This window comes from Sulfitobacter dubius (assembly GCF_900113435.1).
Classification (GTDB): Bacteria; Pseudomonadota; Alphaproteobacteria; order Rhodobacterales; family Rhodobacteraceae; genus Sulfitobacter; species Sulfitobacter dubius.
Map to the genome: position 1 here is coordinate 498,001 of NZ_FOPG01000001.1, position 13,956 is coordinate 511,956.

The window sequence follows — 13,956 nt, forward strand, 5'->3', positions numbered from 1 at the left end:
AGGCCGGGGGCCGTAAGGCAGCCCCCGTTGAGAATTTAGCCGATCTGCACCAGCGCGTGGCGTTTCTTGCCCGCGCTCAGCTTGATCGGAGAGGACAGCGCACCAGCATCAAGCATCATGCCCGCATCTGTCAGCGGCTGATCATCAATCCGCGCACCATTCTCGGCAATTAGGCGCTTGGCCTCTTTACCGGAGCCCGCAAGGCCGGATTTCACCAGCAGTTGCACGATAGAGACGCCATCGCCCACATCAGATGCCGAGAGGGTCAGGGTAGGCAGATCGTCGCCAACGCCGCCTTTTTCAAAGACTTCGCGCGCCGTGGCTTCGGCGTTGCGCGCTGCTTCTTCGCCGTGCAGCAGGCCGGTGACCTCGTTGGCCAGACGCACCTTTGCCTCGTTGATCTCGGACCCGGCGAGCGCGCCCAGACGGTCGCATTCATCGACCGGCAGCTCGGTGTAGAGCTTGAGGAAACGACCCACATCGGCATCGGTGCAATTGCGCCAGAACTGCCAGAACTCGTAAGGCGAGAGCATATCGCCATTGAGCCAGACCGCGCCGCCTGCCGATTTGCCCATCTTCTTGCCGTCGCTGGTGGTCAGCAGCGGTGAGGTCAGGCCGTAGACTTCGCCGTCGATCACGCGGCGCGTCAGGTCGATCCCATTGACGATGTTGCCCCATTGGTCGCTGCCGCCCATCTGCAGGATACAACCGTAGCGACGGTGAAGCTCCATAAAGTCATAGGCTTGGAGAATCATGTAGTTGAACTCGAGGAACGACAGCGATTGCTCCCGGTCCAACCGCGATTTCACGCTCTCAAAGCTCAACATACGGTTGATCGAGAAATGCCGCCCGATGTCGCGCAGGAAGTCGAGGTAGTTCAACCCGTCGAGCCATTCCGCGTTGTTCAGCATCAGGGCGCCTGTCTCGCCCTCACCATAATCAAGGTAACGGGCAAAGACCTGACGAATGCCTTCGATATTGTCGTCGATCGCTTCGGGCGTGAGCAGGGGGCGTTCATCCGACCGGAACGATGGATCGCCCACCTTTGTCGTGCCGCCGCCCATCAGGGTGATCGGTTTGCCGCCGCATTTCTGCAACCAACGCAGCATCATGATATTGACCAGATGCCCCACGTGCAGAGATTTGGCTGTCGCGTCATAGCCCACATAGGCGGGAGCGGCACCTTTCATCAGGGCGTCGTCCAATCCCTGATAATCGGTGCAATCGGCCAGAAAGCCGCGCTGCATCATCGTGTGGATGAACTCCGATTTGGGATGGTATGTCATGGTGACTTGCCTCAAAACTGTATTGCGGGGCAATCTATATGCGCACGAGCGGCAAAGGAAAAGGCCATGAATAGGGCCATGCACAGGCAACATGTCGGAACCGGTGTGGAAACGGCATTGGGAATGATGTCGGGCACCTCTTTGGATGGGGTGGACGCGGCTGTTTTGCGTACCGACGGGCATGACATCACCAGCTTTGGCCGCAGCGCCTATCGCAGCTATTCGGCAGAAGAGCGTCGGGTGATCGCCGCCGGATTCGGGAAATGGCACGGGGCCGAGGTCGAGGCGGCAGCCCAAGCGGTTGAGGCCGCGCATCTGGCGCTGTTGGATGATCTGTTAAAAGATGAACCCGGCGTCGAGCTTGTCGGTTTCCACGGCCAGACCCTTGCCCATGCGCCGCGGATGCAGGGCACGCTGCAAGTGGGCGACGGGGCCCTGTTGGCGCGCACCATCAACTTGCCCGTTGTGTGGGATTTCCGCAGCGCCGATGTGGAACTGGGGGGAGAGGGCGCGCCTTTGGCCCCGTTCTTTCACCATGCCTGCGCCCGTTTTGCTGGGCGGGAGGGCCCGGTGGCTTTCTTGAACCTTGGCGGCGTGGGCAACCTTACTTGGGTCGATCCGCGAGTCGCACGCCCAGAGGAAGAAGGCGCGCTGCTGGCTTTCGATACCGGTCCGGCAAATGCGCCGATCAACGATTTGATGCAAGCCCGCCTTAGCCAAGACTTTGACGAAGGTGGCAAACTGGCCGCGCGCGGCAGGGTGGAGCATGGCGCGTTGGAGCTATTCCTTGCCGAGCCGTACTTTGCCCGCATGCCGCCCAAATCACTCGACCGGAATGACTTCGCAGAAATGGTGGCCCTGGTGGGCGAACTGTCCGACGCCGATGCCTGTGCCACCTTAACCGCCATGTGCGCCGCTGGCGTGGCCGAAGCGATGCAGCACTGCCCGGCCCCGCCCGAGCGGGTCTATGTCACGGGGGGCGGGCGCCATAATCCGGTGCTGATGCGGATGCTGGACGTCAGCCTTGATTGCCCTGTCGCTCCGGTGGAGGACATCGGGTTGGATGGCGATATGCTGGAGGCGCAGGCCTTCGCCTATCTGGCTGTGCGGGTATCACGGGGCTTGCCGACATCGTGCCCCGGCACAACTGGTGTGCGGGCCGCTGTGGGTGGCGGTACTGTCAGCCGGGTATAGCCGCGTTCAGACAGATCCGGCGCTTGCCGGTATGTCGGTCAGCGGCAACTCATAAAAGCAGATCGCGTCGCGTGTGAACTCAGGCATCGGTTGGTAGGCACCGCGCTCAATGAATCCCAATGATGTATAAAGCGCGCGGGCAGGGGCAAAGGCGATGGACGTGTCGAGATAGACCTTCGCAAACCCGTCCTCCCGCGCCTGATCGATCAGCCTTTGGCAGATCGCGCGGCCCGCGCCGGTGCCACGGGCGGCATCCGTCACAAAGACGCGCTTGATCTCGCTCTCGGTATCGCTCAGCGCATGGGACATGCCGCAGCCCAGAGGGATGCCGTCACGCTCGGCCAGCAGAATGATGCCGCGCGGGCGGGCGTGTTCTTCGGTCAGACGGTCCATCAGGGCGCTGTATTTGTCGTGGGGATAGAAGGTCTCGACAATCCGCCGCTCGGTCGGGGCGAAGTTGTACAGAAAGTCACGGTAGGCCCAGCAAAGTTCAACCACCGCCGCGAGATCCGCAGCGGTGGTGACAGGACGAATATCAACTTTAGACATCAGCCGCGCAGGATCGAACGGCCCGCGTATTGTGCGGTCTCGCCCAGCATTTCCTCAATACGGATCAGCTGGTTGTACTTGGCCAGTCTGTCGGAACGCGCCAGCGAGCCGGTTTTGATCTGACCGCAGTTTGTCGCCACGGCGAGGTCTGCGATGGTGGCATCCTCAGTTTCGCCCGAGCGGTGCGACATGACGTTGGTGTACCCCGCGCGATGCGCGATATCGACGGCCTTGAGCGTCTCGGTCAGCGTGCCGATCTGGTTGACCTTCACCAGCATCGAGTTCGCACAACCGCGCTTGATGCCGTCGGACAGACGCGCGGGATTGGTTACGAAAAGATCGTCACCAACCAGTTGCACCTTATTGCCCAACACTTCGGTCAGGGCTTTCCAGCCGCCCCAGTCATCCTCGGCCATGCCGTCTTCGATGGAGATGATGGGGTAGTCTTTCACGAGGGCCGCCAGATAGTCGGCATTCTCTTCGCTCGACAGGGTCTTGCCCTCACCGGAGAGGACATATTTGCCGTCTTTGTAGTATTCCGTCGCCGCGCAATCGAGGGCGAGGTACATGTCTTCGCCGGGCTTGTAGCCCGCTTTTTCGATCGACTTCAGAATGAAATCAAGCGCATCGCGCGACGAGCTGATGTTCGGGGCAAAGCCACCTTCGTCGCCGATCCCGGTCGACAGGCCAGCGGCGGAGAGCTCTTTCTTGAGCGTGTGGAACACTTCGGCCCCCATGCGCACAGCTTCGCGGATGTTCTCCGCGGCGACCGGCATAATCATGAATTCCTGAATGTCGATCGGGTTGTCGGCATGTTCGCCGCCGTTGATGATGTTCATCATCGGCACGGGCAGAACGCGGGCGGTGGTGCCGCCGATATAGCGGTAAAGCGGCTGTGTGCAGTAATCCGCAGCGGCTTTGGCAGCGGCCATCGATACACCCAGAATGGCATTCGCGCCCAAGCGGGATTTGTTCTCGGTGCCGTCGAGTTCGATCATCATTTCGTCGATTTCGACCTGCTCGGTCGCATCAATGCCCACCAGCGCTTCCGCGATCTCGCCATTCACGGCGGCACAGGCTTCCAACACTCCCTTGCCCATGTAGCGAGACTTGTCGCCATCGCGGCGCTCATTCGCTTCATAGGCGCCAGTAGATGCGCCGGAAGGAACCGCCGCACGGCCCATTGTGCCGTCTTCGAGGATAACGTCGACTTCGACCGTCGGGTTGCCCCGGCTGTCGAGGATTTCGCGGGCGTGGATGTCGATGATCGTGCTCATGGGCTTTGTCCTCATGTTCGGGTTTGCAGCGGTTTACCCCGGCAGGCCCGGCTTGGAAAGACCGCGGCGGGGCCGGGGGGTGATTTTGCGTTCCCGCAGGAGGGTATAGACCCCCGAGGCGATGATGATCGCGGCCCCAACCAGCGTCAGTGTGTCGGGAGTTTCTTTAAAGACCAAGATCCCGGCAACCAGCGCGAATAGCATCCGCATGTAACGAAAGGGCGTGACGAAGCTGACTTCGCCCACGCGCATGGCGGCCACGATGGCGTAATAGGCCATCACACCGATCACCATCGCCGCGGTAAGATAAATCACCTCTGCACCGCCCGGCATCACGGCGGGGGTGCCAGCGGCGGCCATCAGGATCAACCCCGCCGGGACCAGCACGATAAAGGCAAGAAAGCTAAGCTGCATGGAACTGATGCTTTTGGGAACCTTGCGCGTCGCAAGATCACGCAGGGCAAGACCGATGACTCCAGCGACAGCAAAGAGCGACAGAGCGTTGAACCCCTCCAATCCGGGGCGCACGATCAGCAGTACGCCGAGGAAACCCACGACAATCGCGCTCCAGCGCCGCCAGCCGACGGGTTCACCCAGAAACAGTGCGGCCCCAAGGGTCACGGCCAGCGGGGTCGCCTGCAAAATAGCGGAGGCCGAGGAAAGCGGCGTCAGCACGATGGCGGTCACGAAACACAGGGTGCCCAGCACCTCACCCACGGCGCGCAGCAGGATCGGCCCGGTGAGCATATCCGCAGAGAACAACCGCCGCCCCTGAATGCGCAGGATCACGGCAAAGATCGCCCCGCCGCCCGCGCCTAAAAGCGCGATGATCTGCCCCACGGGGAGGGCGTCGCTCGTCAGTTTGACGAACATGTCTTCGATGGCGAAACCGGCCATGGCCAGAACCATCAGCATTGCGCCGCGCAGATTGTCCATGATCACGCCCCTCCATCCGTGGTATTGCCAGTCGCCCATGAACCTTTTGCGACGAAAGGGCAAGGGTGCGCGATGCGCGCCATGCGTGTGGCACTGGCGTAGGCTCTACCGGAGTGCTAGCCCTACCGCATGAGATGGCCGATCCCTTCGCTCGCCCCGCGCGATACTGTGCTGACCCTTGCGACCGGGGGCTTTGGCGCGCTGCTGTTCTGGTGGCTCAATGCCCCGGTCTATATGCTGCTTGGCCCGGTCATTGCGGTGAGCCTCTTGGGGCTGATGGGGGTGCGCACGGCGGTCGATCCGCGGCTGCGGGACGCCTGTTTCATCGTGTTGGGCATTGCTGTGGGGGCAGGGTTTAACCAAGATGCGGTGAACGCCATGGTGCGCTGGCCGCTGGCCTTTGTGTTTATGACAGGGGTGATCTGGGGGATTATGGCCGTCTGCCGCTGGATGCTGGCGCGGTATTTTGGGTTCGACGCGCGCTCCGCGCTTCTGGCCTCGGCCCCCGGGCATCTGAGTTTCGTCATGGCGATTGCCAGCGACGGAGGCTCTGACGTGCCGCGCATTTCGATCACCCAGTCGGTTCGCCTTTTGGCACTGACGATCGTCGTGCCTTTTGCCGCTTTGCTGATGGGCGTCGACATGACCGGCAATATTGCCCCGGCGGGCGCGGGGATGGGGGTGCTTTCAATCTTTGTGATGATCTTTGCGGCCGTGCTTGTGGGGCTGATCTTTGCCCGGCTTTCGGTGCCGGCACCGCTGCTTATGGGGGCGATGGTGGTCTCTGCCATCGCGCATCTGACCAAGTTGGAGACCGGGGTACTGCCGGGTTGGCTGACCCTTATCGCCTATCTGGTGCTGGGCTGCCTGATCGGCACGCGGTTCTCTGGGATCACGCCCGCGCGGTTTGTCAGCGGGCTTGGCGCGGGGCTGGCGATCACGGGCGTTGCGGTTGGGCTGGCGGGCCTCGGTGCGGTGCCGGTGGCTTGGGCGCTTGGCATGCCGCTGGGCCATGTGTTGGTGGCCTTCGCGCCCGGCGGGCTTGAGACGATGATCGCGCTTGGCGCGGTGCTGGCCGTGGTGCCGGGGTTTGTCGCCGCCTGCCACATCATGCGGCTGGTGGTGCTGAGCGTGCTGTTGCCCGCCATGCTGTCGCGGGTGGCGAAGCAAGAACAGCGCGCCGCCGAGTGATTCCGTCCTAGCTCTTCAAGCGGACCATGAGCCGGTTGCCATCTTTGCGCGTTTCCAAGGCTTTGAGGTCGGCGGCCAAGGCGCTCAGCTTGCCATGGCCATATGTCCGGCTGTCGAAATCCGGATGCGCTGCCTGAATCGTCTGGCCAATCTGGCCGAGGTTGTACCAATCGTCTTCGGTGTCGATCTTATCCATCGCCGCTTTGAACAGGGGCAGGGCGTCGGCCACTTTGGCGCTGGCGCGGGACGTGGTGTCAGGCTCCGCTCCGTCGAGGTTTTCGATCAGAATGAAACGGTTGTAGACGTTGCGCAGCGAATCGTGAGTCTTCTTCTCGCCGATGCCGATCACCGTCACCCCATCTTCGCGCAGGCGGTTCACCAGCGCGGTGAAGTCACTGTCGGAGGAGACGATCACGATGATATCGAAGCGGCGGCTGTGCAGGATGTCCATCGCCTGAATGACCAGACCAATGTCGCTGGCGTTCTTGCCCTTGGTGTTCGCGGTTTCCTGATGGGCCACCAAACCCAACTCACGGATCGGCGCCTTCCAACCCTTGAGGTGGTCATTCGACCAATCGCCATAGACGCGGCGCAGGGCGGGCTCGCCAATCGTCGTGACCTCCCGCATGATGGCAGCGGCATGTTTGGCCGGGACATTGTCGGCATCGATCAACACGGCCAGCAGGGGGCGGTCACGTTCGGTCATGGGTCATCCTTTTTAATCGGCACACCGTAAAGTTCCATCCGGTGCCCCTGCAGTTTGTAACCCAATTTACGCGCGATCCGTTCCTGAAGCTCTTCGATTTCCGCGTCGACGAACTCAATCACCTCGCCCGAGTTTACGTCGATCAGATGGTCGTGATGTTCGCGCTGTGCGTCCTCATAGCGCGCGCGTCCATCGCCGAATTCCAACTTGTCGAGGATGCCAGCCTCTTCGAACAGTTTCACCGTGCGGTAGACCGTAGCGATAGAGATGCCGCTGTCGATTTCAGTAGCGCGGGCCAGCAGTTCTTCGGCATCGGGATGGTCGTCACTGTCGTGAATCACCTGCGCGATGATCCGGCGTTGACCTGTCATGCGCAGGCCCATGGCCTCGCACCGTTTGATAATCGGGTTGCGCATCGTTTCGCCCTTCGTCCGTCGGACCACGTTCCTAGCATTCTAGCGCGGCCAGACGCCACCGCAATTGAACCCTGCCGGTTGACTTTTGCCCGTGCACCGCCCATGTGGGGGTCAAGCGAAGCCTTCTGCCGCGTGAGCAGTATCAGCGCCAAGTCCCATGAGGGGCCTCTGGGACGCTGACGACAAGGCCCGCCGATGTTCCCAAAATCACGCGTGGGGCCAAGCGCGACAGACGGGTGTGAGGCATGTGGCCTGCGCCCGCGATCTGGCTTGCGCGACCCCGTGGCGCCTGTATTGGGCGCGGCGACTAAAGATGGCGCGCGCTCTGCGTGCCGGAAAGTGAACGAATGAGCGATTTTGACATGATGGGCCTGCCAAAGAACTTGGTGGCCCGGTTGAATGAAATGGGTCTGAAAGATCCAACCCCGATCCAACGCCAAGCAATCCCCCAAGCCATGAATGGCCGCGACGTGATGGGCCTTGCCCAGACCGGCACCGGCAAGACGGCGGCCTTTGGTGTGCCGCTTATCGCACAGATGATGGAGCTTGAAGGCCGCCCCGCGCCGCGCTCCGTGCGCGGTCTGGTGCTTGCCCCGACCCGTGAGCTGGCCCAACAGATCGCCGTGAACCTGCGCGGCTATGCCGAAGGCACGCCGATCAAAGTGGCGATGGTGGTTGGCGGCCAGTCGATCAACACCCAGATCAAGCGTCTGGAGCGTGGTGTCGATCTGCTGATCGCCACACCGGGCCGTCTGCTCGACCTGCTCGACCGCCGCGCGGTCAAGCTCGACACGACGACCTTCCTCGTGCTGGATGAGGCCGACCAGATGCTCGACATGGGCTTCATCCATGACCTGCGCAAAATCTCGAACCTGATCCCGAACGAGCGTCAGACGATGCTGTTCTCGGCGACCATGCCCAAGCTGATGAACGAAATCGCCAACAGCTATCTCAGCAGCCCGATCCGCATCGAAGTCTCGCCTCCGGGCAAGGCGGCGGACAAGGTGACGCAAGAGGTGCATTTCATCGCGAAGGCCGAGAAGACAGAGTTGCTGAAGGAACTGTTGGCCAAGCACAAGGGCGAGCGGGCGTTGGTCTTTGGCCGCACCAAACATGGTTCGGAAAAGCTGATGAAGACACTGGTGAAGGCCGGGTTTGACGCCGCTTCGATCCATGGCAACAAAAGCCAAGGCCAGCGGGACCGCGCCATCGCAGGCTTCAAAAATGGCGAGATCACTGTGCTGGTGGCCACCGATGTGGCGGCGCGGGGTTTGGACATTCCGGATGTGAAACACGTCTATAACTTCGACCTGCCAAACGTGCCCGACAACTATGTGCACCGCATTGGCCGGACCGCGCGGGCGGGCAAAGACGGCGCTGCCGTGGCCTTCTGCGCACCGGATGAGATGGGCGAATTGAAGGCGATCCAGAAGACTATGGGGATTTCGATCCCGGTGGCCTCTGGCCGTCCTTGGGAAGTGATCGATGAGCCGTCCAAACCCAAGGGCCGTGGCCGTGGGCGCGGTGGCCGACCCGGTGGCGGCGGTGGCCGACCCGGTGGCGGCGGTGGCCGACCCGGTGGCGGCGGGGGCGAAGGCGCTGGCAAACCAAGTGGCGGTCGCCGTCGGCGGCGCGGCGGTGGCGGCGGCAAGCCGGGCGGCCAGCAGGCAGCCTGAGCCGATACTTAGGAATTGAACGATCCAATGGCGCGTTGTGAAAATCACGGCGCGCCATTGACTTATCCGGGCCGGACGGCGCTTCTGGCGGGATGGAACGCAAATCTCACATTGATACTTTCGGCGCAGTGGCTCTGGTGCTCTTTGCGCTTAACTTGGGCTTTAACCAAGTCGTCATCAAAGTCAGCACCGGTGGGTTCAACCCTGTCTTTCTCGCCGGGCTGCGCTCCCTCGGGGCGGTAGCCTTGCTGCTGATCTGGATGCGGCTCCGGGGTGTGAGCCTATCGCTGCCGCGCTCTGCGCTGATGGGCGGGCTGGCGGCGGGGGCTTTCTTCACGCTTGAGTTTGTCTGTCTCTTTCTCGCGCTCGATCTCACCACGGTCAGCCGGGCGTCGATTTTGCTTTATTCCATGCCGGTCTGGCTTGGTATCGCCGCACATCTCTGGCTGCCCGGTGAGCGCCTGAGCGGGGCGCGTCTATTGGGCATGGGGCTGGCCATGGGCGGCGTTGCTTTGGCACTGAGCGATGGCGGGGCCGAGGGGGCAAACTGGCTTGGCGATCTATTGGCGTTGCTGGCGGCGCTTTGCTGGGCTGGCATTGCGCTTTGCGTTCGGATTACACCGCTTTCCAAAGTACCGCCCGCGCAGCAGTTAATGATGCAACTGATCATCTCAGCCCCGGTGCTGTTGCTGCTTGCGCCGCTCTTTGGCCCCTTGCTGCGCGAGGTGGAGCCGGTGCATCTGGCAGGTCTCGCCTATCAGATCGTCGCGGTGGCGAGCTTTGGGTTTCTGGCGTGGTTCTGGCTGCTAACCGTTTATCCTGCGGCCTCGGTGGCGTCTTTCAGCTTCCTCTCGCCTGTCTTTGCGGTGCTCTTGGGCTGGCTGATCCTATCAGAAGAGATTGGGCTTACCGTTTGGCTCGCCCTGCTGCTGGTCGCGGCAGGGATTTACCTGATCAACCGCAAACCCCGAGCGCACTAGGCTTCAGGTGCCGCAGAATGTTGCCGGCACAATCTCATCTTCGGTCGGGGGGCGCTGTAGTTCTGGGTCGGTCTCTTCAAAGGGCGTCGACAGCGCTGTCATCAACCGCTCGAACGGGGCCATGTTGCCTGCAACGGCGGCTTCGATCATCTGCTCAATCCGGTGATTTCGCGGGATCACGGCGGGGTTCGCCGCTTGCATGACCGCATGCGGGTCCGGCTCATCCTTGATCCGGTTGCGCCAGTTATCGGCCCATGTGTCAAAGGCATCGCGGTCGGTGAAGTGATCACGCGCTTGGTCGGTCCCCAGGGCGCGGAACGTGTTGGTGAAATCCGCGCCGTCAGTTTGCATCAGGCTCAGCAGTTCATTGACCAGATCAACATCCTCGGGCCGGGGGTTGGAAATGCCGAGTTTGGCCGCGAAACGGCGCAGCCATGCGGCTTCGATCAACTCGGGCATGTCATGAACGATTTCGGTGGCTTCTTCGACGGCGGTCTCTTTGTTCTCCATCTGCTGCAAGAGCGAGGTCGCCAGCTGCGCCATGTTCCAGACCACGATCTGCGGCTGGTTCCCATAGGCATAGCGGCCCTGCCGGTCGATGGAACTGAACACACGGCCCTGATGAAACGCGTCCATAAATGCGCAGGGGCCATAGTCGATCGTCTCGCCCGAAATGCTGCAATTATCGGTGTTCATCACCCCGTGGATAAAGCCGAAAGACATCCACTGCGCCACCAGTTCCGCCTGCGCAGCACAGACCGCGCGCAGAAGGCCAAGCGGACCCTTTGCATCGGGATAATGCCGCGCGATGGCATAGTCGGTGAGGGCTTTGAGCGCCTCCGTCTCACCGCGATGGGCGAAGACCTGAAAGGTGCCGACGCGCAGATGGCTTGCGGCGACGCGGGTGACGATGGCGCCGGGCAGGGGGCCGCTTTCGCGCAGGATCGGCTCCCCGGTGGCAACGGCGGCGAGGGCACGGGTGGTCGGCACGCCGAGCGCATGCATCGCCTCGCTGATCAGGTATTCGCGCAGCACCGGCCCAACCCATGCGCGGCCATCGCCCATACGCGAATAGGGCGTCGGGCCGGAACCTTTGAGCTGAATGTCACGGCGCTCGCCTTCGCTGTCGATGACCTCACCCAGCAGGATCGCACGGCCATCGCCAAGCTGCGGGTTGAAATTGCCGAACTGATGACCGGCGTAAAGTTGCGCCAAAGGTGCCGCCCCTTCGGGCACCGCATTGCCGCCGAAAACCTGCGCGCGGGTCTTTGCATCGCCGCCTTCGATTCCCAGTGACGCCGCCAGATCAGCGTTCCATGCCAAGAGCTTGGGTTCTTTTACCGGCGTGGGGTCCAGCCGGGTAAAGAACCCCTCAGGCAGGGTGGCATAGCTGTTATCAAAGGGAATACGCATCACAGTTTCCGAGACATAAGCATGTAATCCTCGCGGGGGCGGAAGCCCGCGCGGGTGTAGACTTTGAGCGCCGCCTTATTGGTGCGGTCAACTTCGAGATGTATGGCCTTCAACCCGCCCGCAGCCAGCGCGCGCGGCAGAGCGATCAGCGTCTCTGAAGCGATCCCGCGTCCCCGCACGCCGGGACGGACGTAGATTTCATCGATAATGGCGTCCAGCCCGCCGAATTCAACAGACCAGCCGAAACAAATCAACACATAGCCAATCGGCGCACGGGGCGGGCCGATCAGATAGGCGGCGCCATGGGGGATCCCCTCCAGCAGCGGCGCAAGCCCGTTGCGGCGCTGCTCATCAGTCATCTCAATGCCCGCTTCGGCGTGAAAGGCAGTGACCAGCCCGACCAGTTTGTCGAGATGTTCAGGCGCGCCGAGGGTGAGATGTGCGCTCATAGGCGGGCCAGCCTTTCGGTGAGCAGAGCAAAGAACCCATCGGCGTCAAGGTCACCGACGAACAGCGCGTTGGGCGCGCGGTCGGTCACGCCCCACCAGTCGGCCACGGTCATGCCCATGGTCAGCTCTGACTGGGTCTCAATCTCGACGTTGATGTGGCGGCCTTTGAACAGGTCTGGATTTATCAGATAGGCGGTGACGCAAGGGTCATGTAGCGGCGCGCCTTCGGAGCCGTATTTCTCTTTGTCGAACCGCTCGAAGAAATCGGTCATCTCGGCCACGGCGACGCCCACCGGCGTGCCAATCGCGCGGAAGGCGTCATTGCGCGGTTTGGTGACCAGCGCCTTGTGCGTCACGTCAAGCGGCATCACGACGATGGGTATGCCGGATTTAAACACGATATCAGCAGCATGCGGGTCGACGTAAATGTTGAACTCTGCCGTGGGGGTGATGTTGCCCCCCTCGAAATAACCGCCGCCCATCAGCACAATCTCTTGCACCTTCTCGGCGATATCGGGCGCCTTTTGCAGGGCGGTCGCGATATTGGTGAGCGGGCCCAAGGGGCAGAGGGTCACGCTGCCTGCGGGATGGGCGCGGACCAGCTCGATGATGAAATCGACCCCATGCCCCTCGGCCAGCGGCATGGTGGGGTCGGGCAGGTCGGGACCATCAAGGCCGGTCTTGCCGTGCACATGTTCTGCCGTCACCAAGTCACGGCCCAGCGGGCGGTCGCAACCGGCAAAGACCTTCACATCCCGCCGACCCGCCAATTCACACACGATCCGCGCGTTTTTCGAGGTGAGATCCAGCGGCACGTTGCCCGCGACACAGGTGATGCCCAGCACATCGATCTCTTCGGGGCTGGCCAGCGCAAGGAGGATCGCGACGGCGTCGTCCTGTCCGGGGTCGGTGTCGATAATGATTTTGCGCGGGGTCATGGGCTTACTTTCGTCAAATTGCTTGGGGCAGAGCCTTGCCGGAGGCTCATGTCTTTGTCCAGCCGCAGGCCCGACGATTAGCCGCGTTCCGCCAGTTTCACCGCATCCCAAAGGGCATCCATCTCGGCCAGATCACTGTCCTGCGGGGTTTTGCCCATGGCGGCGAGCCGCATTTCGATCCCCTCGAACCGGCGGGTGAACTTGGCGTTTGCAGCGCGCAGGGCGGCTTCGGGATCAAGCCCAAGGTGGCGGCCCAGATTGGCCATCACAAACAGCAGATCGCCGTATTCCTCCTCAACCTCGGCCTGCGAAAGCGTGTCTTTCGCCTCGACCAATTCAGCGGCCTCTTCGGTGATCTTGTCCAGCACCTGTGTCGTCTCGGGCCAGTCAAAGCCGACCCGCGCTGCACGTTTTTGCAGCTTCATCGCGCGCAAAAGCGCCGGCAGGCCAATCGCCACCCCATCCAGCGTGCCGCCCTGTGCTTTGCCAGCGCGCTCGGCGGCTTTGATCTTTTCCCAGTCGGCGGTCTGCTGTTCGGCGCTCTTGTCGCGGGATTCGTCGCCAAAGACATGCGGGTGGCGCGCCACCATCTTATCGCTAATGTTGCGCACCACGGATTGGAAGGTGAAATGCCCGGCCTCTTCGCCCATGGCCGTGTGATAGACCGATTGGAGCAGAAGATCGCCCAGCTCGCCCTCCAGTTCCGCCCAATCACGCCGAGCGATGGCGTCGGCGACTTCATACGCCTCTTCAATGGTATAGGGGACGATGCTGTCGAAATCCTGCTCGATATCCCAGGGGCAGCCGGTGTCGGGATCGCGCAGGCGGCGCATGATTTCAAGCAGCCGTTCAATGCCCGCATCTGAATCGTGAATGAGATCGGCTTTTGTGTTGTCCGGCATTGCAGGCCCCATGTGTCTGGTGTCAGATGCACCCTGACCAAAC

At 61.9% G+C, this 13,956-nt stretch carries 14 protein-coding genes; 4 read left to right on the forward strand and 10 right to left on the reverse strand.

Annotated features, from left to right (window positions below):
- Positions 1 to 35: 35 nt before the first annotated feature.
- A complete protein-coding gene (gene tyrS / locus BM229_RS02425) occupies positions 36 to 1,286 on the reverse strand; it encodes a tyrosine--tRNA ligase (RefSeq protein WP_093926099.1) in 1,251 nt (416 codons plus the stop codon).
- Positions 1,287 to 1,352: 66 nt separating this feature from the next.
- Here tyrS and BM229_RS02430 point away from each other — a divergent pair, with 66 nt between their 5' ends.
- A complete protein-coding gene (locus BM229_RS02430) occupies positions 1,353 to 2,480 on the forward strand; it encodes an anhydro-N-acetylmuramic acid kinase (protein WP_093926100.1) in 1,128 nt (375 codons plus the stop codon).
- A 6-nt stretch (positions 2,481 to 2,486) separates the two neighbouring features.
- Here the strand turns inward: BM229_RS02430 and BM229_RS02435 are convergent, their stop codons facing one another.
- From BM229_RS02435 to BM229_RS02445, 3 genes are read right to left on the reverse strand one after another with little or no spacing between them, the layout of a single operon-like run.
- Positions 2,487 to 3,029, reverse strand: coding sequence for a GNAT family N-acetyltransferase (locus BM229_RS02435; RefSeq protein ID WP_093926101.1), 543 nt, complete (start codon positions 3,027 to 3,029; stop codon positions 2,487 to 2,489).
- A complete protein-coding gene (gene eno / locus BM229_RS02440; RefSeq protein ID WP_093926102.1) occupies positions 3,029 to 4,306 on the reverse strand; it encodes a phosphopyruvate hydratase in 1,278 nt (425 codons plus the stop codon). Before eno ends, BM229_RS02435 begins: the two co-directional genes overlap by 1 nt.
- A gap of 33 nt (positions 4,307 to 4,339) precedes the next feature.
- Positions 4,340 to 5,242, reverse strand: a complete 903-nt coding sequence (locus BM229_RS02445; RefSeq protein ID WP_093926103.1) for a DMT family transporter — start codon at positions 5,240 to 5,242, stop codon at positions 4,340 to 4,342.
- A gap of 129 nt (positions 5,243 to 5,371) precedes the next feature.
- Here BM229_RS02445 and BM229_RS02450 point away from each other — a divergent pair, with 129 nt between their 5' ends.
- Positions 5,372 to 6,433, forward strand: a complete 1,062-nt coding sequence (locus tag BM229_RS02450) for an AbrB family transcriptional regulator (protein ID WP_093926104.1) — start codon at positions 5,372 to 5,374, stop codon at positions 6,431 to 6,433.
- Positions 6,434 to 6,440: 7 nt separating this feature from the next.
- Here BM229_RS02450 and BM229_RS02455 read toward each other — a convergent pair whose 3' ends face one another.
- Together BM229_RS02455 and BM229_RS02460 are read right to left on the reverse strand one after the other, a co-directional pair.
- Positions 6,441 to 7,139 carry an NYN domain-containing protein gene (locus tag BM229_RS02455; protein ID WP_093926105.1) on the reverse strand — a complete coding sequence of 233 codons (699 nt, stop codon included), beginning with the start codon at positions 7,137 to 7,139 and terminating at the stop codon, positions 6,441 to 6,443.
- The gene (locus tag BM229_RS02460) at positions 7,136 to 7,555 is read right to left on the reverse strand and encodes a Fur family transcriptional regulator (protein WP_093926106.1); all 420 of its coding nucleotides are present in this window, start codon (positions 7,553 to 7,555) and stop codon (positions 7,136 to 7,138) included. The genes BM229_RS02455 and BM229_RS02460 overlap by 4 nt, the downstream gene beginning before the upstream one ends.
- 347 nt (positions 7,556 to 7,902) lie before the next feature.
- On the opposite strand from BM229_RS02460, the gene BM229_RS02465 reads away from it, so the two are divergent.
- A complete protein-coding gene (locus BM229_RS02465) occupies positions 7,903 to 9,231 on the forward strand; it encodes a DEAD/DEAH box helicase (protein WP_093926107.1) in 1,329 nt (442 codons plus the stop codon).
- 92 nt (positions 9,232 to 9,323) lie between these two features.
- A complete protein-coding gene (locus BM229_RS02470; RefSeq protein ID WP_093926108.1) occupies positions 9,324 to 10,211 on the forward strand; it encodes a DMT family transporter in 888 nt (295 codons plus the stop codon).
- Between the two features lie 3 nt (positions 10,212 to 10,214).
- On the opposite strand, the gene BM229_RS02475 is transcribed toward BM229_RS02470, so the two are convergent.
- From BM229_RS02475 to mazG, 4 genes are all read right to left on the reverse strand, one after another.
- Positions 10,215 to 11,624: a protein adenylyltransferase SelO gene (locus tag BM229_RS02475; protein ID WP_093926109.1), complete on the reverse strand. Its 1,410-nt coding sequence runs from the start codon at positions 11,622 to 11,624 to the stop codon at positions 10,215 to 10,217.
- A complete protein-coding gene (locus BM229_RS02480) occupies positions 11,624 to 12,073 on the reverse strand; it encodes a GNAT family N-acetyltransferase (RefSeq protein WP_093926110.1) in 450 nt (149 codons plus the stop codon). The genes BM229_RS02475 and BM229_RS02480 overlap by 1 nt, the downstream gene beginning before the upstream one ends.
- A complete protein-coding gene (locus tag BM229_RS02485) occupies positions 12,070 to 13,011 on the reverse strand; it encodes a nucleoside hydrolase (protein WP_093926111.1) in 942 nt (313 codons plus the stop codon). The genes BM229_RS02480 and BM229_RS02485 overlap by 4 nt, the downstream gene beginning before the upstream one ends.
- 77 nt (positions 13,012 to 13,088) lie before the next feature.
- On the reverse strand, positions 13,089 to 13,913 hold the full coding sequence (gene mazG / locus BM229_RS02490) for a nucleoside triphosphate pyrophosphohydrolase (protein WP_093926112.1): 825 nt from the start codon (positions 13,911 to 13,913) through the stop codon (positions 13,089 to 13,091).
- Positions 13,914 to 13,956 lie beyond the last annotated feature (43 nt).